Here is a 22,431-nt window from a genome sequence, read left to right as displayed (position 1 = left end):
CCTCACGGCGCCCAGCGCGTCTCCGGGTCGAGCGGCAGCACCGGGCGGGGCAGCTTCGTCCAGGCGAAGCGGTCCAGCATCGGCGAGGTCAGGCCGGGGGCGTCCACCTCGATGATGCGGCCGGGCGTGAAGAACTCGTCGAAGCCGCCGCGGAAATGCCCGCGCGACTTCAGCACCACGGCCCGCGCCGCGCCGATATCGAGGCCCAGATGCTCGAAGAAGGCCGGGTCGGCGCATTGCAGGCGGTGGCTGACCACCACCGCCGTGATCCCGCCCAGGCGCAGCGCGGCCGTCGGGCCCAGATCCTTCGCCGTGCCCGCATAGAGGCCACGCCGCCCGACGACCCGCCCGTCCGACAGCGCCACCACCTCCGCCGGCGCGGCGAAGGGATGCGCGAAGCCGCCCCGCGTGTCGCGGTTGAACCGGGCGCTGAAGCGCGCGCCCCGGCCGCGCTCATGCGCCTCCGCCGCCAGCGCCGGGTCATGGAGAAGGCCGAACAGCGCGCCCTCCACCCCCGCCTTGTGGAAGGCGGCCAGGATGAACAGGGTGTTGCCGCCGCCGCCACCGCCGGGATTGTCGGCGACATCGGCGAAGGCCAGCGGCACCTCCGCGGTCAGGGCACGCTGCACCGCCTCGGTCAGCGGTGTCAGCTTCGCCACGAAGCGGGCGCGCCGGCTCCAGGCATCGCGCGCCAGCTCGTCGGCCAGCGCCTCGCAGGCGGCACGGTCGGGGCCGGTGACGACGATGGCGAAGCCGTTGAAGGGCGTGTCGCTGTAGGCGAAGCCGCCCATCACCGAGACATTGGCGACCTTCTCCGGCCCCAGCAGCCGCCGCCGTTCCTGCCCGAAGTCGATCACCTCGCCATAGGGCCCCTTGGCCGTCAGCAGGCTGACGGTCGGCGCCACGATGGGCAGGCGGCGGAAGGCGCGATGGAACCGCTCGCCCGCCATCAGCCGCCGCAGCAGCGCGGCGGATTCCGCGCCCCGCTCGCGCATGTCGAGATGCGGGTTGGTGCGGTAGCCCACGAAGGCGTCGCAATGCCGCACCATCGCTTGGGAGACATTGGCGTGCAGGTCGTAGCTGCAGACCAGCGGCACGCCCTCGCCCAGCACCTCGCGGATCATCGCCTGCAGGGCACCCTCGGGATCGTCCAGCGCCGTGGTCAGGCCGGCGCCATGCAGCAGGCAGTAGACGCCGTCCAGCTCGCCGCGCAGCGCCTCGAGCCCCTGGCGCCAGAGCGCCATCATGTCTGCGAAGTCGCCCTGCTCGACCGGCCCGTTCGGCTCGGCCAGGGCGAGCAGCAGCGGGCGGGGCCGCCAGGGTCCGGCGGCGTCCATGGCGGCGACGAAGCCCGGCATCTCCGGCAGCGCCACCGGCGCCGCGCCCCGCGCATCGGCCAGCAGGGCCTCGCCCTCCAGCCAGCGGCGGAAATCCGCCAGGCGCGCCACGGGGGCGAAGCGGTTGCACTCGATGGAGAAGCCGAGCAGCGCGACGCGCGGCCCTCCCGTCACAGCGCCACCCCGGCCAGCTCGGCATGGCGCTGCGTCGCCTTCAGCCCGGCGCCGGTCAGCACCACCACCGTCACCTCCTCCCGCCCGATGGCGCCCTCCTCCCGCAGGCGGCTCAGCGCCGCCGCCGCCTGGGCCGAGGTGGGCTCCACATAGAGGCCCTGCGCCGCCAGATCGCGCGTGGCCGCGGCGATCTCCGCCTCCTCCAGCAGCACGGCGCCGCCGCCGCTCCGCCGCAGGGTGTCCAGGATCTCCGGCAGGCGGATCGGCTGGGCGATGGCCGTGCCCTCGGCGATGGTCGGGCCGGGCGGCGCCGGCGGCAGGCCGAGGAAGGCCCGCGCGATCGGCCCGCATTGCGCCGGCTGGGCGGCGAAGAGGCGCGGCAGGCGGTCGATCTGCCCCGCCCGCAGCAGCTCGCCGAAGCCGATGCCGCAGCCGAGCACATTGGAGCCGGCGCCGCAGGGGACGATGACGTTGTCCGGCGCGCGGAAGCCGAGATCCTCCCACAGCTCGTAGGCCAGCGTCTTGGTGCCCTGCAGGAAGAAGGGGTGCCAGTTGTGACTGGCGTAGAAGACGCCCGAGGCCGGATCGTTCCCCGCCGGGTCGTTCCCCTGGGCCAGGGCCGCGTCGGCGCAGTCCTGCCGGCTGCCGGGGATCAGTTCGATCGCGGCGCCGAGGGCGCGGGACTGCACCGTCTTGGCCGGGCTGGTCGAGGCCGGCACCAGGATCCTCGCCCGCATCCCGCCCGCCGCCGCGTAGGTGGCGATGGCCGCGCCGCCATTGCCGGAGGAATCCTCGAGCACGTGCCGGATGCCCTGCTCGCGCAGCAGCGAGAGCATGACCGTGGCGCCACGGTCCTTGAAGCTGCCGCTCGGCATCAGCCACTCGCATTTGAAGTGCGCCGTGCCGCGCAGCGCGCCCTGGCCCCAGTCGCGCCGCAGCAGCGGCGTCGCGCCCTCGCCCAGGGTGATCGGCGCCGCCGGCCGGAACGGCAGCGCCGCGGCGTAGCGCCAGAGGCCGCGCGTGCCGGCCTCGATTCCCGGCCGGGTCAGGCCGGGCAGGTCGGTGAGCAGCAGCGGCTGGCCCTCGGGGCCGCGCCAGCGGGGTTCGGAAAGCGGCCAGGTGCGGCCGCTGCGCGGGTCGAGATAGGCGGGGTCCTGCATGAGCGGGAGCCTCGCGCGCCTGGGGCCGTCCGGCAAGGGAGGGGCCGCCGCTCCCGCCCCTTCTGGCGTTTCCCCTTTGGCGTTTCCCCTTTGGCGTTTCCCCTTTGGCGTTTCCCCTTTGGCGTTCCCCTGGCGCGCCCCGGGGCCGCCATGCCAGCCTCCCTCCCCGGCCGCCGCCCGGCGGCCCCAGCAAGGAGGCCCGCCATGGCCGAGGACCGCAGCCACCACACGACGATCGGCAACCACCCCCTGCATCCCGAGACGCTGATGCTGGGCTACGGCTACGACCCGGCCCTCTCCGAGGGCTCGGTCAAGCCGCCGGTCTTCCTGACCTCCACCTTCGTCTTCCGCTCGGCCGAGGAGGGGCGCGACTACTTCGATGTCGTCGCCGGCCGCAAGGCCGCCCCCGAGGGCGGCGCCGGGCTGGTCTATTCGCGCTTCAACCACCCCAACAGCGAGATCGTCGAGGACCGCCTGGCGATCTACGAGAAGGGCGAGGCAGCCCTGCTCTTCTCCTCCGGCATGGCGGCCATCGCCACCAGCATCCTGGCCTTCGCCCGGCCGGGCGACATCATCCTGCACAGCCAGCCGCTCTACGGCGGCACCGAGACGCTGCTCGCCCGCACCCTGGCGCAGTACGGCATCGCCGCCGAGGGCTTCGCGGAGGGGACGAAGGCCGCGGCCATCGAGGCCGCCGCGGACCGGGCCGTGGCGCGCGGCCGGGTCAGCGTGATCCTGGTGGAGACCCCCTCCAACCCGCTCAATACCCTGGTCGACCTGGCGCTGATCGGGGTCGCCGCCGACCGCATCGCCGCGCGGCAGGCGGGGCACCGCCCGGTGATCCTCTGCGACAACACCATGCTCGGGCCGATCTTCCAGCAGCCGCTGACGCATGGCGTCGACCTCGTCGTCTCCTCCATGACCAAGTATGTCGGCGGGCACAGCGACCTCGTCGCGGGCGCCGCCATCGGCCGGCGCGACCTGATCCAGGCGGTGCGGCTGCTGCGCGGCGCCATCGGCACGCAGCTCGATCCGCATTCCTGCTGGATGCTGGGCCGCTCTCTGGAGACGCTCTCGCTGCGCATGAAGGCGGCGGCGCGCAACGCCGAGGCGGTGGCCGACTTCCTGGAGCGGCACCCGCGCGTCGCGGCGGTGCATGCGCTGGGGCCGCAGGCCGGCCCGGTCTACGCGGCGCAATGCAGCGGCCCCGGCTCGACCTTCAGCATCGAGATCGCCGGCGGCCAGCCGGAGGCCTTCCGGGTGCTGAACCGGCTGCGCGTCTTCAAGCTGGCGGTCAGCCTGGGTGGCACCGAATCGCTGGCCAGCCACCCCGCCTCCACCACCCATTCCGGCGTGCCGGCGGAGGTGCGGGCGCGGATCGGCGTGAGCGACGGGCTGATCCGGCTCAGCATCGGCATCGAGCATGTCGACGACCTGATCGCCGACCTGACCCAGGCCCTGGCGGCGCTGGGCTGAGGGGCGGGCCGAAGGGACACACGCGGCGGGCGAAGGGCAGATCCGCGCCCGCCCATGTTGCGAACGAATCGCAGCCGTGCCTAAACGGGCGCCAATCTCCCGTTTCCGGAAAGTCTGGCATGGCTCGCTTGTCTCCGCTGCGCTCCCTCCTCCTCGCGACCGCCGCGGTCCTGCCCACCGCCACGCTGGCGCAGGAGGCACCCGCCCCCGCCGCGGCGCCCATCACCGAGGGCAGCGTCACCCTGCCGGAGGTCAATGTCCAGGCCACCGCCTGGCGCGCCTGGGAGCATGCGCCGGGCTATGTCGCGCCACTCACCACCACCGGCTCCAAGACCGACACGCCGCTGATCGAGGCGCCGCAGTCGGTCGGCGTCGTCACCCGCGACCAGATCGACGACCAGGCGGCGCTCAGCGTCTCCCAGGCCCTGCGCTACACCGCCGGCGTGCTGGCCGAGGTGCGGCCCGCCGCGCGCTATGACAGCGTCTTCGTGCGCGGCTTCGGCGGGCAGGGCACCGGCGCCGCCTTCGTCAACTTTCTCGATGGCCTGCGCCAGGGCCGCGGCCTCTACTACGGCGTGCCGAACACCGACCCCTGGCTGCTGGAGAGGATCGAGGTGCTGCGCGGCCCGGCCTCGGTGCTCTACGGCCAGACCGGCGTCGGCGGCCTGGTGAACCTGGTCAGCCGCCGCCCGACCACCACGCCGATCCATGAGGTCCGCATCGAGGCCGGCAGCAACGCGCTGATGCAGACCGCCTTCGACTTCGGCGGCCCGCTGACCGAGGACGGCACCTTCGCCTACCGCCTGACCGGCATCGCCCGCATCGCCGACACGCAGTACGACTTCGCCGAGGAGCAGCGCATCGCCATCGCGCCCGCGCTGATGTGGCGCCCGGACGACAACACCACCTTCACGCTGCTCGCCTCCTACCAGAAGGATCCGAAGAGCGGCTTCTACAACTTCGTCCCCGCCGTCGGCTCGGTGCTGCCCAGCCCCTATGGCCAGCAGCGCCGCGGCTTCTTCGGCGGCGATCCGAACTACGACCGCTTCGACCGCACCCAGGCCTCGATCGGCTACCAGTTCGAGCACCGCTTCGACAATGTCTGGACGGTGCGCCAGAACTTCCGCTACTCGCATATCGACGCGGAGTTCAACGTCCTCTCCATCGGCTCCATCGCCGCCAACGGCCGCACCGGCAGCCGCCGCGCCACCTACGCCTCGGACCACGCCAATTCCTACGCGCTGGACAACCAGGCGCAGGCGACCTTCACCACCGGCCCGGTGCAGCACACGGCGCTCTTCGGCGTCGACTGGCAGCGCACCTCGGCGCGCGCGCGGCTGACCACCATCAGCGTCGACGTGCCGAGCCTCGACCTCTTCGCGCCGGTCTACTACCGGAACATCCCGCCCATCCTCTCCGGCCCGGCCGACCTGACCAACCAGGAACTGGACCAGCTCGGCTTCTACGCGCAGGACCAGATCGCGCTCGGCCGCTGGCGGTTCAATGTCGGCCTGCGCTACGACACCGCCAGCATCGGCACGACGACGCATCTGGCGAGCGGCGCCAACACGGCGCAGACCTCGCAGTGGGATGACGAGCTGACCTGGCGCGTCGGCGGCCTCTACCTCTTCGACAACGGCCTGGCGCCCTATGCCAGCTACTCGACCTCCTTCCTGCCGAATACCGGCACTCAGGCGCCGCAGCGCGGCGGCGGCAACTTCGCGCCCACCACGGGCGAGCAGTACGAGGTCGGCGTGAAGTACCAGCCGCCGGGCATGAACAGCTTCGTCCAGCTCGCCGCCTTCCACATCACGCAGGACAATGTGCTGACCCGTGACGCGGTCTACACGAACTACAGCGTCGCGCAGGGCGAGATCCGCTCGCGCGGCATCGAGCTGGAGGGCCGCGCCAGCCTGACCGACAGCCTCGACCTGCTCGGCAGCTACGCCTATCTCGACACCGAGATCACCAAGTCGAACGTCGTCGGCGTCGAGGGCAACCGGGTGCCGCAGGTGCCGCACCACATGGCTTCCGGCTGGGCCAACTATGCCTTCCACGAGGGCCCGCTGCGCGGCCTGAGCCTCGGCGGCGGCGTGCGCTACATCGGCGAGACCTACGGCAACGACACCAACACCTTCAAGGTGCCGTCGGTGACGCTGTTCGATGCCGCCATCCGCTACGAGCTGGGCGCCCGCTTCGAGAAGCTGGCCGGCGTCGAGCTGGCGGTGAACGCGCAGAACCTCGCCGACAAGGACTACGTGGCCAGCTGCAGCAGCATCACCGCCTGCTACTACGGCACGGGCCGGATGGTGCTGGGCTCGCTGCGCGCCCGCTGGTGAGCGGCGGCGGGACGGCCGGGCGGCGGCGCCTGCTGGGCGCCCTGCCGGCCCTCCTCTCCTCCCTGGCCGTGCCGGCGCCGCCGCTACGCGCCGGGGCTGCGGCAGCGCCGCTGACGGATATCGCGGGGCGCGGCGTCACCCTTCCCGGCACCGCTCGGCGCATCGCGCTGACCGAGGCGCGGCATGTCCTCGCCATGGGCCTGCTGCACCCCGATCCGGTCTCCCTCATCGTCGGCTGGGGCGATGACCTGCGTCGGATGAACCCGCCCGACTACGCCATGGTGCGGGAGCGCTTCCCGCGGGTGGACGACATCCCGCTGCTGCGGCGCGGGCAGTCGCAGGACCTGGCGCTGGAGACGCTGCTGGCGGCGCGGCCGGAGGTGCTGGTCGCCGGCCTCTCCGCCGTCGCCAGCGGCCTCGCCGACCGCGTCACCGCGCTCGGCATTCCCGTCATCGTCATCGACTTCTTCCAGGACCCGATGCGCAACACGCGGCCGAGCCTCGCCCTGCTCGGCCGGATCCTGGGGCGGGAGGACCGGGCGGCGGCCTTCGAGGTCTTCTACGGCGAACGCCTCGCCGCCATCGCCGCGCGCGTCGCCGGCGCGGAGGCCCCCTCCGTGTTCCTGCACGCCCATGCCGGCGGCCGGCCCTGCTGCGATTCCCCCGGCCGCGGCGCCCATGATTCGATGATCCGTTTCTGCGGCGGGCGCAGCATCGGCGCCGCGCTGCTGCCCGGCACCATCGGCACCCTGTCCTTCGAGCAGGTGGTGGCCGCCGATCCCCGCCTCTATGTCGCGACCGGCGGCCCCTATGGCGGCCGCGGCGGCATCCCGCTCGGCCCGGGCGTCACGCCCGGGGCGGCGAGCGCCGCCCTGGCCGACACGCTGCGCCGCGACCGGCTCGACCTGCTGCCGGCGGTGCGCCGGGGCCGGGCGCATGCCGTTTGGCACGGCTTCAACGACACGCCCGCGCATGTGGTGATGCTGGAGCTGCTGGCCCGCTGGCTGCATCCCGACCGCTGCGCCGACCTCGATCCCGCCGCCACCCTGGCGGCGCTCAACCGGGATTTCCTGGCCATCCCGATGGCCGGAACCTACTGGGCCGACCTGCCCGCCGGCCCGTCCATGAGCCGGCCCTGATGCCGCCGGCCCGATGCCGAAGGAGGCACCTCCGATGACCCGCGTCACCGCCACCGCGCAGGCCCGCACCGCCAGTCCCGCCCGCCTCGCCGCCGCCTTCCGCCGGCACATGCTGGAGCACGGCCGGCCCATCGTCGGGCCCGAAGAGGATTACCGCATTGCCTTCCCCGGTGGCGAGGCGCGGGTGACGACCGCGGCCGACGGCCTCGCGCTGCGCCTGGAGGCCGAGAGCGTCGCGGCGCTGGCCGAGGCGCAGGGCGTCGTCGCCGGCCATCTCGACGAATTCGCGCCGGGGGAGCGGCTCGGCATCGCCTGGGCCAGCGCCGCCGCGCCGCGCGCCGACGCACGGCCGGCGAACTTCCGCACCGCCCGCGTGCTGCGGGTGGCCGCGGTCACGCCGCGCATGCGCCGCCTGACCCTGCGCGGCGACGATCTCGCCCGCTTCGACGCCGAGGCGATGCACCTCAAGATCTATATCCCGGGCCGGCGCGCCCCGGACGGCGCCGAGCCGCGCTGGCCCGGCCTCACCCCCGCCGGGCAGCCCGACTTCGCCGGCCGCGACCTGACGCGGCGCACCTACACCATCCGCCGCATCGATGCCGCCGCCGGCGAGATGGAGATCGACTTCGTCGTGCATGGCGATGGCAGCCCGGGCTCGCGCTTCGCCTTGCGGGCGGAGCCGGGCGACTGGCTCGGCCTCTCCGGCCCGGGCGGCGGCCATATCCCGGTGCGGGGCTGGACCCTGGTGGGCGGCGACGAGACCGCCCTGCCCGCCATCGCCCGCGCCCTGGAGCAGATGCCGCGCGACGCCCGCGGCCAGGTGTTGATCGAGGTGGCCGATGCCGCCGAGCGGCAGACGCTGTCGCCGCCGCCGGGCATGGCGGTGCGCTGGCTGTTGCGCGACGGCGCACCCCATGGCGCGCCGCTGCTGGACGCGGTGCGCGCCCTGTCCTGGCCGGCGGGCGAGGCCGGGCGTTCCGCCTGGGTCGCCTGCGAGGCGGAGACCGCCCGCCAGCTGCGCCAGCATTTCAGCGAGGCCTGCGGCCTTCCGGCGGGCCAGTTCCGGGCCGCCGGCTACTGGCGGCAGGGGGTGGCGGAGGGCGGCCACTGACGGGGGCGGCCCCGAGGCGGCCCCGAGGCGACCCCGGCGCGGGAGGGGCGGCGCCGCCTCTCCCGGAGCCCGGCCTCAGCCCAGCGTCTCCAGCAGTTCGCACAGCGTGCCGCAGCGCGGCGCCAGCTCGCGCCAGAGGATGTGCTCGAACTCCGCATGCGCCCCCGCGCCGGAGCAGCCCAGCCCGTCCAGCGTCGGAATGCCCATGGCGGCGGTGAAATTGCCGTCCGAGCCGCCGCCGCGGTGCTGCTTCGGCAGGTCGTAGCCGAGCCGCGCGGCGATCGCCCGGGCCTGCTCGTAGAGCGCCAGGTTGCCCGGCCCCTCGACCATCGGCGGCCGGTTCAGCCCGCCGGTGATCACGACGCTGGTCCCCTCCGGCTGCGGCCCGGCCATGGCCATCACCGCCGCCTCGACCCGCGCCGCGTCCTCCAGCGTGGCGACGCGGAAATCCACCTCGCAGCCGGCCTTGTTGGGAATGACGTTGGGCCGCGTGCCGCCCCAGATCGGCGCCACATTCGTCGTCGTGCCGCCCGGCAGGTCCACCAGCGCATGGATCTGGCCGATCAGCCGCGCCAGCGTCACCACCGCGCTGGCGCCCTCCTGCCAGTTGCCGCCCGCATGGGCGCTGCGGCCCTCGACCTGGATGGTGAAGCGCCCGGTGCCCTTGCGCGCCGTGACACAGGCCTTCTGCGTCCCGCCCGCCGGCTCGGGGATCAGCACGGCGCAGGCGCCGGCCGCCTCGCGCTCGATCAGCGCCCGGCTGGTGCCGCTGCCCACCTCCTCGTCCGAGGTCAGCAGCAGGGTGATCGGGCTGCGGGTCCGCGTGCCGTGCCGCAGGATCTCGCGCACGGAATGGAAGGCGAAGAAGCTGCCGGCCTTCATGTCGTAGATGCCGGGACCGAAGCACTTCTCGCCCTCGACGCGGAAGGGGATCGTCCTCTCCAGCGTGCCGTGGTCCCAGACGGTGTCGAGATGGCCGGCGACGAGCACGGGCCTGCCCTCGCCCGGCGTCCGGGCCACCAGATGGTCGCCGCGGCCCTCGGTGCCGGGGATGCGCTCCAGCACGGCGCCGACGGCGGCCAGCCCGGCCTCGGCCCTGTCCAGCAGGCGGTTGATGGCGGCGGCGTCGGTGGTCGGCGTCTCGGTCTCGACCCAGCCGCGCAGCTCCTCCAGGAGCTGTTCGCTCGTGCCGATGGGGGTGGCGGGCATGGCGACTCCTCTGTGCTCGATCCGGCCGGGTTGTCTCCCCGTGCGGATCGCTTGTCCATCCGGGCACCCGGCGTTAAGCCCGCAGGGCCGGGTGGGTGGCCCCGCCTTCGGGCCCGCCCCGCCCGGCGCCACGATCGAGCTGGGGTTCCCCGATGGCCATCAAGCGTGTCTGTGTCTTCTGCGGGTCCAACCCCGGCAACAACCCGGCCTACGCGGCGGCCGCGCGGGCCCTCGGCCAGGCCATCGCGGCACGCGGCCAGGGGCTGGTCTATGGCGGCGGGCATGTCGGGCTGATGGGCATCGTCGCGGATGCGGCGATGAAGGCGGGCGCCGAGGTCATCGGCATCATCCCCGAGACGCTGATGCGCCGCGAGGTCGGCCATGGCGCCATCACCGACCTGCGGGTGGTCGGCACCATGCATGAGCGCAAGGCGATGATGGCCGACCTGTCGGACGGCTTCGTCGTGCTGCCCGGCGGCATCGGCACGCTGGAGGAGGCGGTGGAGGCCTTCACCTGGACCCAGCTCGGCATCCACGCCAAGGGCCTCGTCTTCCTCGACACCGCCGGCTACTGGGGCCGCCTGGGCACGGTCTTCGACCACATGGTGACGGAGGGCTTTCTGCACCCCAAGCACCGCGCCCTGGCGGCGCTGGCCGGCACGCCGGAGCAGGCGCTGGCGGCGCTGGAGGATTTCGCCCCGGTGGAGGTCGAGAAATGGGTCGAGAAGGCGCAGCGATGAGCCGCCACGGCGCCGGCCGATGAGCCAGGACCCGCCGGACCCGAACGCCATCCCGGGCCTCTCCTGGCAGGCGGTGCCGCCCGCGGCGCGCGGCGCCACGCTGGCCCTGGGCAATTTCGACGGCGTGCATCTCGGCCACCGCGCCGTGCTGCGCGCCGCCCATGCCGGACGGCCGGAGCTGACGCTCGCCGCGCTGACCTTCGAGCCGCATCCGCGCGAGCATTTCCGCCCCGACGACCCGCCCTTCCGCCTGACCCTCGCCCCGGCCAAGGCGGCGGCGCTGCGCGCGGCGGGCGCGGATGTCGTCGTCGCCCTGGCCTTCGACGCCGCCTTGGCCGCGCTCCCGGCCGAGGCCTTCGTCACCGAGGTGCTGCATGGCGCGCTCGGCGCCCGGCACCTCGCCTGCGGCGCCGACTTCGCCTTCGGCCACCGGCGCGGCGGCGACGTCGCCTTCCTGGCGGCGCAGGCCGAGCGGCTCGGCATCGGCCTGACCGTGGTGCCGCCGGTCGCCGACGCCGCCGGCCCCATCTCCTCCTCGCGCATCCGCCGCGCCCTGCAGGACGGCTATCCCGAGCGGGCGGCCGAGGCGCTGGGCCGGCCCTGGGAGATCCGTGGCCCGGTCAGCCATGGCGACAAGCGCGGGCGGACCATCGGCTTCCCCACGGCCAACGTGCCGCTGGGGCGGCACCTGGAGCCGGCGCGCGGCGTCTATGCCATCGAGGCGGAGCTGGCCGACGGCACCCTGGTGAAGGGCGTGGCCAATATCGGCCAGCGGCCGACCGTGGGCGGGACGGAAAGCCGGGTGGAGGCGCATCTCTTCGATTTCACCGGTGACCTCTACGGCCAGGAGATCGGCGTGCGGCTGCTGCACTTCCTGCGTCCGGAGCGCCGGTTCGCCGGGCTGGCGGAGCTGACGGCGCAGATCGCGGCGGATGCGGCGGAGGCGCGGCGGCTGCTGGGATGAGGCCGGTCGGGGCGCCCCCTCCCCCGCGCCGTGCCCGCCCCCCACATCGGGGCGGGAGGAATCCAACCATGCTGAAGCAGATCGAGGCCGGGGCGCTGCGCGTCGCCTACCGCGAGCAGGGCGAGGCCGGCGGCTGGCCGGTCATCCTGCTGCACGGCTTTCCCTACGACGTGCATGCCTATGACGCGGTGGCTTCCCGCCTCGCCGCCGAGGGCGCGCGGGTCGTCATCCCCTGGCTGCGCGGCTATGGGCCGACGCGCTTCCTCTCGCTCGACACGCCGCGCTCCGGGCAGCAGGGGGCGCTGGGGGCGGATCTCCTGGCGCTGATGGACGCGCTGGCGATCCCGCGCGCCGTGCTGGCGGGCTATGACTGGGGCGGCCGCGCCGCCTGCGTCGTCGCGGCGCTCTGGCCGGAGCGTTGCGCCGGGCTGGTCACCGGCGACGGCTACAACATCCAGGACATCGCCGCGGCCGGCGTGCCGGCGGCGCCGGAGCGGGAGCACCGCCACTGGTACCAGTACTACCTGCACGGGGCGCGGGGCGCGGCCGGGCTGGCGGCGCACCGGCAGGAGTTCTGCCGGCTACTGTGGCGCCTCTGGTCGCCGGACTGGCGCTTCACCGAGGAGACCTTCCAGCGCAGCGCCGCCGCCTTCGACAATCCGGACTTCGTGGCGGTGGTGGTGCACTCCTACCGCCACCGCCACGGGCTGGCGGCGGGCGACCCGGCGCTGGAGGCGATCGAGCAACGGTTGGCGGCGCAGCCGCCCATCGGCGTGCCGAGCATCAGCCTGGACGGCGGCAGCGACGGTGTCTCCCGGCCCGGCGGCAGCGGCGGGGACGCCGCGCGCTTCACCGGCTCTTACACGCACCGCACCCTGCCCGGCATCGGCCACAACCTCCCCCAGGAGGCGCCGGAGGCCTTCGCCCGCGCCGTCCTGGATCTGCGCCCGCCCGGCGGTGGCTGAACCGGGGGGATGGCTGAGCCGGGCGGCGGGCTCTCAGGGCGCGGGCAGCGCGGTCAGCCGCAGGGGAGACTGCCGGGGAGACTGCCGGGCCGCCAGGCGCTGTTCGCTCCTGGCCTGGATGAAGCGCGCCATGTCGCTCGACAGGGGCGCGAAGCTGGGCAGCCAGGGCAGCGACATCATGATGTCGAGGTGGCCGATCATCGGGTAGAGGATGGCCTCGGCCCGCCCGCCCCGCGCGCGGGCCACCTCGGCCAGGTGCCGGGTGTCGCCGGGCCGGGTAAAGACGTCCCAGCTGCCGCTCACCAGCAGGAGCGGGGGCGTGTCCGGCCCCAGGAAGGGCTCCGGCAGCGCCTGCGCGGCCGGAATGCCGGCGAAGACGGGCGCCACCGTCGGATGGTCCAGGAACCATTCGCCATAGGGGCCGGCGATGCCGATGGCGCCGCCGAGCCTCCGGTGGTCCAGGCCGCGCGCCGCGAGGTAGCGGCCATCGGCCGCCAGCATGACGGCGATATAGGCGCCCGCCGAATGGCCCGCCACATAGAGGTTGTCGGGGTCGCCGCCATAGGTGGCGGCGTGGTCCCGCGCCCAGGCCAGGGCGGCCGCGCCATCCTCCAGGAAGCCCGGGAAGGTGGCGGCGGGATAGAGCCGGTAGCCCGGGACCATCACGACCGCGCCGCGCTTCGCGAGTTCCTGGGCAACGACCTGGTTCTGCAACTCTTGGTTGCTACCGAACTGCCAGAACCCGCCGTGGAAGAAAACAATCACCGGCAGCCCACCGACCGCGCGAGAGGGCCGGTAGACATCGAGCCGGCCCGTCTCTCCCGGCTGGAAAACGACATCGCGTTCCACCACCACCGGCTGCGGTTCGGTGAAACCCGCCATCAGCTCAGGCGCGGCGCAGCCGCTGGACAGGCTGAGCCCGGCGAACAGGCAGGCGGTCCGGAACAGGGGGAAGGCTCGTCCAAGGAAGCCCATTTTGGCCACTCCATCGGGGGGAATGGCACAATAATCGATGAAAGTCTCAATTTTTAATTAAATCGGTGTCGCCAAGGACGGCGCGTCGGAGCACGGCGCGCCGTCCTTGACCCCCGGCGCGCCGCGCCGCAAAACCCGCCTATGTCTGGCACGCCGTTCCGCTCCGGGTGGCCCATGGCAGGGCCGCGAATTAGCTGCCCGGTCCTCCGCCGGAGGGCCGGGTCCGCAGACGCATCCTTCCCCTCTCCTGGCTGACGCCGCCCCTCATCCCTCCCGCCGGGCGGCCTGGACGAACAGCGATGACCGACGTGCCTGCCGACCCCTCCGCCGCTGGCGGCGCCCGCGACTACCGTGGCACCGTCTTCCTGCCCCGCACGCCCTTCCCGATGAAGGGGGACCTGCCGAAGCGCGAGCCCGGCTGGCTGGAGCGGTGGGAACGGATCGGGCTGTGGGACCGGCTGCGGAAGCAATCGGCGGGGCGGGAGAAGTTCGTCCTGCATGACGGCCCGCCCTACGCGAACGGCGCGCTCCATATCGGCCACGCGCTGAACAAGATCCTGAAGGACGTCATCAACCGCGCCGCCCAGATGAGCGGCAAGGATGCCGACTACATCCCCGGCTGGGACTGCCACGGCCTGCCGATCGAGTGGAAGGTCGAGGAGGAGTACCGCAACCCCCGCGGCAAGTATCAGGGCGGGCGGGACAAGGACGCCGTGCCGGTGCTGGAGTTCCGCGCCGAGTGCCGCGCCTATGCCGCCCACTGGCTGGACGTGCAGCGGGAGGAGTTCAGGCGCCTCGGCGTCGCCGGCGACTGGGCCGGGCGCTACGCGACGATGGACTTCCCCTCCGAGGCCGCCATCGCAGGCGAGATCGGCAAGTTTCTGATGAACGGCTCGCTCTATCGCGGCCTGCGCCCGGTGATGTGGAGCCCGGTCGAGAAGACCGCGCTGGCCGAGGCCGAGGTCGAGTACCACGACCACAAGTCCGCCATCCTCTACACCGGCTTCCCGATCCTGAAGGCCGGCGCGGAGGATCTGGTCGGCGCCGAGGCGGTGATCTGGACGACGACGCCCTGGACCATCCCGGCCAACCGGGCGCTGGCCTATGGCGGGGAGATCGACTACGCGCTGCTGGTCGTCGATGCCGTGGCGGAGGGCGTGGCGCTGGTCCGCCCCGGCCAGCGCTTCATCGTGGCCGAGGCGCTGATCGGCGCCTTCGCCAAGGAAGTGGGCCTCGCCGCCTTCTCCGTGAAGCGCGTCCTCAAGGGCACGGAACTGGCCGGCGCCATCGCCGCGCATCCGCTGCGCGACTGGAGCGGTGCCCAGGGCGGCTACCGGTTCGACGTGCCGCTGCTGGAGGGCGATTTCGTCACCACCGAGGCCGGCACCGGCCTCGTGCACATGGCGCCGGCGCATGGCGAGGACGATTTCCGCCTGACCCGCGCGCATGGCATCGGCGTGCCGGAATGCGTCGCCGATGACGGCACCTACACGGTGCAGGCGCCGGGCTTCACCGGCATCCATGTGTTCAAGGCGCATGAGCCGGTCTGGGCGGCGCTGACCGAGACAGGGCACCTGGCCGGCAAGGGCTTCGTCACCCACAGCTACCCGCACAGCTGGCGCTCGAAGAAGCCGGTCATCTTCCGCGCCACGCCGCAATGGTTCATCGCCATGGACGATGGCAACCAGATCCGCGCCAAGGCGCTGGAGGCCATCGCCAACACCCGCTTCGTGCCCGACATGGGGCGCAACCGCATCGGCTCCATGGTGGCGGCGCGGCCGGACTGGTGCATCAGCCGCCAGCGCGCCTGGGGCGTGCCGATCGCCGTCTTCGTCGAGAAGAAGACCGGCGCGGTGCTGCGCGACCAGGCGGTGCTGGACCGCATCTGCGCCGCCTTCGCCGAGGAAGGGGCGGATGCCTGGTACAGGCCCGGCGCCGCCGCCCGCTTCCTGAATGGCGAGGCCGGCTCAACCGGCGGAAACGGAGAGGCCGGCTCAGCCGGCGGGGGCGAACTCCGCGACCCGGATGATTACGAGCAGGTGATGGACATCGTCGATGTCTGGTTCGAATCCGGCTCGACCCACGCCTTCGTGCTGCGCGACCGCGGCCTGCCGGTGCCGGCCGATCTCTACCTGGAGGGCTCGGACCAGCATCGCGGCTGGTTCCACTCCTCCCTGCTGGAGAGCATCGGCACCAATGGCTTCGCCCCCTTCAAGGCCATCCTGACGCACGGCTTCGTGCTCGACGAGGGCGGGCGGAAGATGTCGAAGTCGCTCGGCAACGTCACCGCGCCGCAGGAGGTGACGCAGCAGTACGGCGCCGACATCCTGCGCCTCTGGGTGATGAATTCCGACACCGCGGACGACCTGCGCATCGGCAAGACCATCCTCGGCCAGCAGGCGGAGCTCTACCGCCGCATCCGCAACACGCTGCGCTGGCTGCTCGGCAATCTCGACGGCTTCGAGGAAAGCGAGATCCTGCCGCACGACCAGCTCCCCGAGCTGGAGCGCTGGGTGCTGCACCGGCTGACCGAGCTGGACGCGCGGCTGCGCAAGGCCGCCGCGGATTACGACTGGAACGGCGTCTATCCCGAGATCCACGGCTTCTGCGCGACGGACCTCTCGGCCTTCTATTTCGACATCCGCAAGGACAGCCTCTATTGCGACGCGCGCGACAGCCACCGCCGCCGCGCCGCCCGCACGGTGCTGGACGCGCTGCACCGCTGCCTGACCGCCTGGCTCGCCCCGGTGATGCCCTTCACCGCCGAGGAGGCCTGGCTCGCCCGCTTCCCCTCCGAGACGGATTCCGTCCATCTGCGGGACTTCCCGGTGCTGCCGGCGGCCTGGCGGGATGACGTCCTGGCGGCGAAGTGGCAGCGGCTGCGGGAGATCCGCCGCAGCGTCACGGGGGCGCTGGAGAAGGCGCGCGGCGCCGGCACCATCGGCTCCTCGCTGCAGGCGGCGCCGACGCTGCACCTCGCCCCGGCCGAGATCGAGCTGCTGCCGCCGGCCGCCTGGGCCGAGCTCTGCATCACCTCCGACCTGATGCTGAGCGCCGCTCCGCCGCCCGAGGCGGCCTTCACGGTCGAGGGCGTGGCCGGCGCGGCCACCGAATTCGCCCTCGCCCCGGGCGGGAAGTGCGAGCGCTGCTGGAAGGTGCTGCCCGAGGTCGGCCAGTCCGCCGCCCATCCCACCCTCTGCCGCCGCTGCGAGGCGGTGGTCGAAGCCGCCGCATGAGCCTCAAGCTCGGCCTGCCCTTCGCCGCCGGCATCCTGGCGGCGGACCAGATCAGCAAGTGGTGGATCCTGGAGGTGCTCCGCCTGCCGGAACGCTTCCAGGTGCGGCTCGTCGATCTCGGCGCGGTCGGCTTCGACCTCACCATGGTCTGGAACCGCGGCGTCACCTTCGGCCTGCTGGCCGGGGACAGCCCCTGGCACCGGATCGGCCTCGCGGTGCTGGCGCTGGCCGTGGTCGCGCTGCTGCTGCGCTGGCTGGCACGGGCCGAGAACCGGCTGAGCGCGCTGGCGCTGGGCGGCATCATCGGCGGCGCCATCGGCAATGTCATCGACCGGCTGCGCTTCGGCGCGGTGGTGGACTTCGCCGATTTCCGGATTGGCAGCTTCCACTGGTATGTCTTCAACGTCGCCGATGCCGCCATCGTCCTGGGCGTGGCGGCACTGATCGCCGATGCCTTGTTCCGGCCCGGCCGGACCGCTAAGGAAACGCCATGAGGCAGCTCTCCACCCGTGCCGCTCTCTCCGGCACCGCCCTGGCCTGCGGCCTGCTGCTCGCCGGCTGCGGCTCCGACACCTCGCGCACCCTGGGCTTCACCCGGGACGCGCCGGACGAGTTCAGTGTCGTGACCCGCGCGCCGCTCTCCCTGCCGCCGAGCCTGGGCGACCTGCCGCAGCCCCGCCCCGGCGTGCCGCGCCCGCAGGAGCTGCGTGGCCGCGAGGCCGGCGAGGCGACCGTGGCGCCCGGCGCCTCCTTCGGCGTCGGCGCCGCCGCCGCGCCCTCCTCCGGCGAGAGCGCGCTGCTGGCCCAGGCCGGCACCGGCGGAAGCACGCCCGACATCCGCCGGCGGGTCGACGAGGAAAGCCTCCGGCTCGACCAGCCCGACCGCAGCGTGGTGGACCGGCTGATGTTCTGGAAGGACGCGCCGCCGCCCGGCACCGTCGTCGATCCGCAGCGCGAGGCGCAGCGCCTGCGGGAGAACGCCGCCCTCGGCCGCAGTCCGGAGGAGGGCGAGACCGCCATCATCCAGCGGCGCCGGACGGGCCTGTTCTCGGGGCTGTTCTGAACCCGCCCGAAGCCCCATGTGAGGACGCGATGTCCGCCCTCACCCGCCGCGCGGCGCTGTCCGCCGCCGCCGCCCTGCCCGCGCTCGCCGTGCTGCCGCCGGCGCGCGCGGCCGCCCCCGCCGCCGCGCCGCCGGCCGGCGAGCGCCCGCTCTTCGGCGCCAGCCTCTGGACGCTGCCCAACGGCCTGACCGTGGTGCATGCGGAGAACCGGCGCGCGCCCGTTGTCGCGCATTACGTCTTCTACAGCGCCGGCGCCGGCGAGGACCCGGCCGGCCGCTCCGGCCTCGCCCACTTCCTCGAGCACATGATGTTCAAGGGCAGCCCGAACGTGCCCTCCGGCGCCTTCTCGCGCCTGGTGGCGCGCGAGGGCGGGCAGGACAACGCCTTCACCTCCCGCGACGTCACGGCCTATCACCAGCATGTCGAGGCCGGCCGGCTCGACCTCGTGGCCGGCATGGAGGCCGACCGCATGGCCGCCGCCCTCTTCCCCGCCGACGAGATCGAGCCGGAGCGGCAGGTGGTGCAGGAGGAGCGGCGCCAGCGCACCGAGAGCACGCCGCGCGGCCGCTTCCGGGAGACCTGGGACGCCGCCTTCTGGGGCCGCCAGCACTGGCGGGGCCGGCCGCTGATCGGCTGGCCCGAGGATATCGCCGCGCTGAGCCGCGACGACATGCTGGACTTCTTCGGCCGCTACTACGTGCCGGCCAATGCCACCCTGCTGGTCACCGGCGCGGTGTCGCGCGAGGCGGTGGCGCGCATGGCCGAGCAGCATTACGGCGCCATCCCCTCCCGCCCCGCGCCCCATGACAAGGCCGCCCGCGATCGCGCCCCGGCGCCCGGCTCGCCGCTGCGCGACCGGCTGGTGCAGCGCGAGGCGACCCTGCAGGAGGCCGCCTTCCTGCGCGGCTGGGTGGCGCCGAGCCAGCCCCAAGGGCAGTCCCAGGGGCAGACCCAGGGGCAGACCCAGGGCGGCGCGCCGGCCGAGCATGTGCACCCGCTGGAGGTGCTGGCGCATCTGCTGGGCGGCGGTCAGGGCTCGCGGCTGCACAAGGCGCTGGTGCAGAGCGGCCTCGCCGTCTCCGCCGGCTGCGCCTATGACGGCGACGCCATCGGCACGGGCAGCCTGGAGATCTTCGCCACCCCGCGCCGCGAGACCACGACCGCCGCGCTGGAAGGCGCCGTGGCGGCCGAGGTCGCCCGGCTGCTCGACGGTGGCGTGACCGAGGCCGAGGTGGCGCGCTCGATCCGCCAGCTCACCGCCGGCGTGCTGCTGGCGCTGGACAGCCTCGGCGCAGCGCCCCGCATCCTGGGCGGTGCGCTGGCCAACGGGCTGCCGCTGGAGAGCGTCGAATTCTGGCCGGCGCGCATCCGCGCCGTCACCCCGCCGCAGGTGGAGGCGGCGGCGCGCGCCGTGCTCTCGCGACCCTCGATGACCGGCTGGCTGCTGCCGGAGGGCGCGGCATGAGCGGCGCCTCCGCCGCGCCCGCCGCCGGCTTCTCCCTACCGATCCAGGTGGTCGAGGGCGGCGGCTTCACCGCCTGGCTGGCCGAGGACCATTCGGTGCCGGTGGTCAGCCTGGCCTGGTCCTGGCCCGGCGGCGCCGCGCTGGACCCCGAGGGCCAGGAGGGCTGCGCCCGCCTCGCCGCCGCCCTGATGACCGAGGGCGCCGGGGACCTCTCCGCCGCCGATTTCGCCGATGCGCTGCAGGACGAGGCGATCGGCCTCGGCTTCAGCGCCGACCGCGACACCTTCGAGGGCAGCCTGCGCGCCCTCAAGCCGGCGCTGCCCGAGGCGGTCCGGCTGGCGCGGCTGGCCATGACGGCGCCGCGCTTCGAGGAGGAGGCGGTCTCCCGCCTGCGGGCCCGGGCGATCGCCGGGGCGCGGCAGGCGCTGGAGGGGCCACGTGGCCGCGCCTCGCGCGCCTTCTGGGCCGCCGGCTTTCCCGGCCACCCGGCCGGCCGCCCCGCCGGCGGCACCGAGGAGAGCCTGGCGCGGCTCACCGTCGAGCAGATGCGGGCGGCCCTGGCGCGCCACCTGCACCAGGGCCAGGGCGAGGCCGGCCTGCTGATCGCCGCCTCCGGCGCCATCACGGCCACGGAGCTGGCCGCGCTGCTGCCGCAGCTGCTGGGCGCCCTGCCCCCGGGCCGCTCCGAGCCGCCGCCGCCCCTGCCGGACTTCGCCCGCTTCGGCACCCAGGTGGTGCCGGTGGCGGCGCCGCAATCGGCCATCCTCTTCGGTCAGCCCGGTCTGCCGGTGCGCGACGCCGACTGGGAAGCGGCGCAGGTGCTGCTGCGCATCCTCTCCGGCGGCGGCTTCACCGCGCGCCTGACCCGCAGCATCCGCGAGGAGCGCGGCCTGACCTATGGCATCGGCGCCGGGCTGGACCCGATCCTCGGCCAGGGCGTGCTGGTCGGCTCCTGCTCCACCGCCAATGCCCGGGTGGGCGAGCTGCTCACCGTGCTGCGCGCCGAGTGGCGCCGCATGGCGGAGGACGGCCCCACGGCGGCGGAGATGGAGGAGGCCATCGCCTTCATGACCGGCAGCCAGCCGTTGCAGTTCACCGACAGCCGGCGCATCGCCGCCACCCTGCTGGCCATGCGCCGCAACGGCCGGCCGCTGGACTGGCTGGCCCGCCGGCCCGAGCGGCTGGCCGCCATCTCCCGCGACCACGCGGCGAAGCTGGCCGGGCGGCTGCTGCAGCCCGGGGCGCTGTCCGTGACCGTGGCGGGCCAGCCGGAAGGGCTCTGAGGGCCCTCCCGGCCGTCGCTCATCTAGTCTTTTGTTTTTGGCCGCATCTCCTCGATCCGCCAATTCCCTCCCGCCAGCTTCTGTTCTAGCCTCCCCGGCCGCATGGACACGGAAGGGAGCGCCATGAGTCTGACACCGCGCGAGGCGGCCTGGGGCCGCATCGAGCAGCTGGCCCGGCAGCCCGGAGCGGGCCGCATCCGCGCCCTCTTCGAGGCCGATCCGCAGCGCTTCCGCCGTTTCCACTGCGAGGCGGCGGGGCTGTTGCTGGACTTCTCGCGCACCGCCATCGACGAGGAGGTCCTGGCCGCCCTGCTCGACCTCGCCACCGCCCAGGAGGTGATGGCCCAGCGCGACGCCATGGCGGCGGGCGCCCAGATCAACGAGACCGAGAGCCGCGCCGTGCTGCACATGGCGCTGCGGGCGCCGCGCTCCGCCGGCTTCCGCGCCCTGCGGGCCGACGGCACCTTCGAGGACGCCTCCGGCCCGGTGGCCGACACGCTGGCGGCCATGCAGCGCTTCACCCGCGCCGTGCATGCGGGCGAGATCCGCGGCGCCGGCGGCGAGGCCTTCACCGATGTGGTGAACATCGGCATCGGCGGCTCCGACCTCGGCCCGGCCATGGTCACGGGCGCGCTCTGGACCCCCGCCGCGCCGCTCCGCGCGCATTACCTCGCCAATGCCGACGCGCACCAGTGGGAGGCGATCCGGGCCGGGCTCGACCCGGCGCGCACCCTGGTGCTGGTCGCCTCCAAGACCTTCACCACCGCCGAGACCATGGCCAATGCGCATCTCGTGCGCGGCTGGCTGGAGGCGGCGCTGGGGGCCGAGGGGGCGAAGGCGCATCTCGCCGCCCTCTCGACCAATCTCGAGGCCACCGCCGCCTTCGGCGTGCCCGCCGACCGCGTGTTCGGCTTCCACGACTGGGTGGGCGGCCGCTTCTCGCTCTGGTCGGCCATCGGCCTGTCCATCGCGCTGGCCTGCGGCTGGGAGGCCTTCGCGGCGCTGCTGGCCGGGGCGCGGGAGATGGACGAGCATTTCCTCGGCGCCGCGCCGGCCGACAACCTGCCGCTGCTGCTGGCCCTGGTCTCGGCCTGGCATGTCAACGGACTCGGGCTGAAGGCCCAGGCCATCCTGCCCTACGACCAGCGGCTGGCGCGCTTCCCGGCGCATCTGCAGCAGCTCGAGATGGAGAGCCTGGGCAAGCGGACGCTGCTCTCGGGCCAGGAGGCGGTGCGCGACACCGGGCCGGTGATCTTCGGCGAGCCGGGCACCAACGCGCAGCACTCCTTCATGCAGTTGCTGCACCAGGGCACCACGCCGGTCCCGGCGGATTTCATCCTGATCGCCAACCCGGACCACGACCACGCCGCCAGCCACCGCCTGCTGCTGGCCAATGGCCTGGCCCAGGCCGAGGCGCTGCTGCGCGGCCGCGGCGCCGCCGAGGTCGAGGCCGAGATGCGCGCCGCCGGCACCGACCCGGCCGAGATCACCCGCCTGCTGCCGCACCGCCTCTTCCCCGGGGACCGCCCCAGCGTCACCCTGCTGCTGGAGCGCCTCACGCCCCGCAGCCTCGGCGCGCTGATCGCGCTCTACGAGCACAAGGTGTTCTGCCTGGGCGCGCTCTGGAGCATCGACGCCTTCGATCAGTGGGGCGTCGAGCTGGGCAAGAAGCTGGCCGGCTCGATCCTGCCGGAGCTGGCGCCGGAGGGCCGGCCGGGGGCGCATGACGGTTCGACGGCCGGGCTGATCGCCCGCCTCCGCGCGCTGCAGGGCCTGCCGGAGGGATAAGCCGGC

General features: G+C 73.8%; 17 protein-coding genes. 13 read left to right on the top strand and 4 right to left on the bottom strand.

The annotated features are described in order from the left end of the window. Nucleotides 1-2: 2 nt before the first annotated feature. Together D9598_RS05150 and D9598_RS05145 are read right to left on the bottom strand one after the other, a co-directional pair. On the bottom strand, nt 3-1,511 hold the full coding sequence (locus tag D9598_RS05150) for a M81 family metallopeptidase (protein ID WP_198365325.1): 1,509 nt from the start codon (nt 1,509-1,511) through the stop codon (nt 3-5). Further along, nucleotides 1,508-2,671: a pyridoxal-phosphate dependent enzyme gene (locus D9598_RS05145; protein WP_198365324.1), complete on the bottom strand. Its 1,164-nt coding sequence runs from the start codon at nt 2,669-2,671 to the stop codon at nt 1,508-1,510. The genes D9598_RS05150 and D9598_RS05145 overlap by 4 nt, the downstream gene beginning before the upstream one ends. Before the next feature lie 204 nt (nt 2,672-2,875). Here D9598_RS05145 and D9598_RS05140 point away from each other — a divergent pair, with 204 nt between their 5' ends. The 4 genes from D9598_RS05140 (at nt 2,876) to D9598_RS05125 (ending at nt 8,736) form a co-directional block, all read left to right on the top strand. Next, nucleotides 2,876-4,147: a cystathionine gamma-synthase family protein gene (locus tag D9598_RS05140; RefSeq protein WP_198365323.1), complete on the top strand. Its 1,272-nt coding sequence runs from the start codon at nt 2,876-2,878 to the stop codon at nt 4,145-4,147. 119 nt (nt 4,148-4,266) lie between these two features. Further along, the gene (locus D9598_RS05135; RefSeq protein WP_198365322.1) at nt 4,267-6,486 is read left to right on the top strand and encodes a TonB-dependent siderophore receptor; all 2,220 of its coding nucleotides are present in this window, start codon (nt 4,267-4,269) and stop codon (nt 6,484-6,486) included. Next, nucleotides 6,483-7,625, top strand: coding sequence for an ABC transporter substrate-binding protein (locus D9598_RS05130; RefSeq protein ID WP_198365321.1), 1,143 nt, complete (start codon nt 6,483-6,485; stop codon nt 7,623-7,625). The genes D9598_RS05135 and D9598_RS05130 overlap by 4 nt, the downstream gene beginning before the upstream one ends. A 34-nt stretch (nt 7,626-7,659) precedes the next feature. After that, nucleotides 7,660-8,736, top strand: coding sequence for a siderophore-interacting protein (locus D9598_RS05125; RefSeq protein ID WP_198365320.1), 1,077 nt, complete (start codon nt 7,660-7,662; stop codon nt 8,734-8,736). 75 nt (nt 8,737-8,811) lie between these two features. Here D9598_RS05125 and D9598_RS05120 read toward each other — a convergent pair whose 3' ends face one another. Continuing rightward, nucleotides 8,812-9,945: a M20 family metallopeptidase gene (locus tag D9598_RS05120; RefSeq protein ID WP_198365319.1), complete on the bottom strand. Its 1,134-nt coding sequence runs from the start codon at nt 9,943-9,945 to the stop codon at nt 8,812-8,814. A 152-nt stretch (nt 9,946-10,097) separates the two neighbouring features. Between D9598_RS05120 and D9598_RS05115 the strand changes: the two genes are divergently transcribed. The 3 genes from D9598_RS05115 to D9598_RS05105 all read left to right on the top strand — a co-directional run bounded on the left by D9598_RS05115 (nt 10,098) and on the right by D9598_RS05105 (nt 12,614). Next, nucleotides 10,098-10,685 (top strand): TIGR00730 family Rossman fold protein, encoded by a 588-nt coding sequence (locus tag D9598_RS05115; protein WP_198365318.1) that lies wholly within the window; start codon nt 10,098-10,100, stop codon nt 10,683-10,685. A 19-nt stretch (nt 10,686-10,704) separates the two neighbouring features. Continuing rightward, on the top strand, nt 10,705-11,649 hold the full coding sequence (locus D9598_RS05110) for a bifunctional riboflavin kinase/FAD synthetase (protein ID WP_198365317.1): 945 nt from the start codon (nt 10,705-10,707) through the stop codon (nt 11,647-11,649). A gap of 68 nt (nt 11,650-11,717) precedes the next feature. Next, nucleotides 11,718-12,614, top strand: a complete 897-nt coding sequence (locus D9598_RS05105) for an alpha/beta fold hydrolase (protein ID WP_198365316.1) — start codon at nt 11,718-11,720, stop codon at nt 12,612-12,614. Nucleotides 12,615-12,647: 33 nt separating this feature from the next. On the opposite strand, the gene D9598_RS05100 is transcribed toward D9598_RS05105, so the two are convergent. Then, complete coding sequence (locus D9598_RS05100; protein WP_198365315.1) at nt 12,648-13,589, bottom strand: alpha/beta hydrolase; 942 nt, start codon at nt 13,587-13,589, stop codon at nt 12,648-12,650. 299 nt (nt 13,590-13,888) lie between these two features. Between D9598_RS05100 and ileS the strand changes: the two genes are divergently transcribed. The 6 genes from ileS (at nt 13,889) to pgi (ending at nt 22,425) form a co-directional block, all read left to right on the top strand. Next, nucleotides 13,889-16,825, top strand: coding sequence for an isoleucine--tRNA ligase (ileS, locus tag D9598_RS05095; RefSeq protein ID WP_198365314.1), 2,937 nt, complete (start codon nt 13,889-13,891; stop codon nt 16,823-16,825). Further along, entirely contained in the window at nt 16,822-17,319 is a 498-nt protein-coding gene (gene lspA, locus D9598_RS05090) for a signal peptidase II (RefSeq protein WP_198365313.1), read from the top strand. Before ileS ends, lspA begins: the two co-directional genes overlap by 4 nt. Beyond that, nucleotides 17,316-17,888, top strand: a complete 573-nt coding sequence (locus D9598_RS05085; protein WP_198365312.1) for a DUF3035 domain-containing protein — start codon at nt 17,316-17,318, stop codon at nt 17,886-17,888. Before lspA ends, D9598_RS05085 begins: the two co-directional genes overlap by 4 nt. A 29-nt stretch (nt 17,889-17,917) precedes the next feature. Next, nucleotides 17,918-19,354, top strand: a complete 1,437-nt coding sequence (locus tag D9598_RS05080) for a pitrilysin family protein (RefSeq protein ID WP_198365311.1) — start codon at nt 17,918-17,920, stop codon at nt 19,352-19,354. Further along, nucleotides 19,351-20,637: a pitrilysin family protein gene (locus D9598_RS05075; RefSeq protein WP_198365310.1), complete on the top strand. Its 1,287-nt coding sequence runs from the start codon at nt 19,351-19,353 to the stop codon at nt 20,635-20,637. Before D9598_RS05080 ends, D9598_RS05075 begins: the two co-directional genes overlap by 4 nt. Nucleotides 20,638-20,760: 123 nt before the next feature. Further along, complete coding sequence (gene pgi / locus D9598_RS05070; protein WP_198365309.1) at nt 20,761-22,425, top strand: glucose-6-phosphate isomerase; 1,665 nt, start codon at nt 20,761-20,763, stop codon at nt 22,423-22,425. The last annotated feature ends 6 nt before the right edge of the window (nt 22,426-22,431 follow it).

This window comes from Roseomonas sp. KE0001, assembly GCF_016107285.1.
In the GTDB taxonomy this organism is placed as follows: Bacteria; Pseudomonadota; Alphaproteobacteria; order Acetobacterales; family Acetobacteraceae; genus Pseudoroseomonas.
This window is presented reverse-complemented; position numbering and strand designations above follow the sequence as displayed.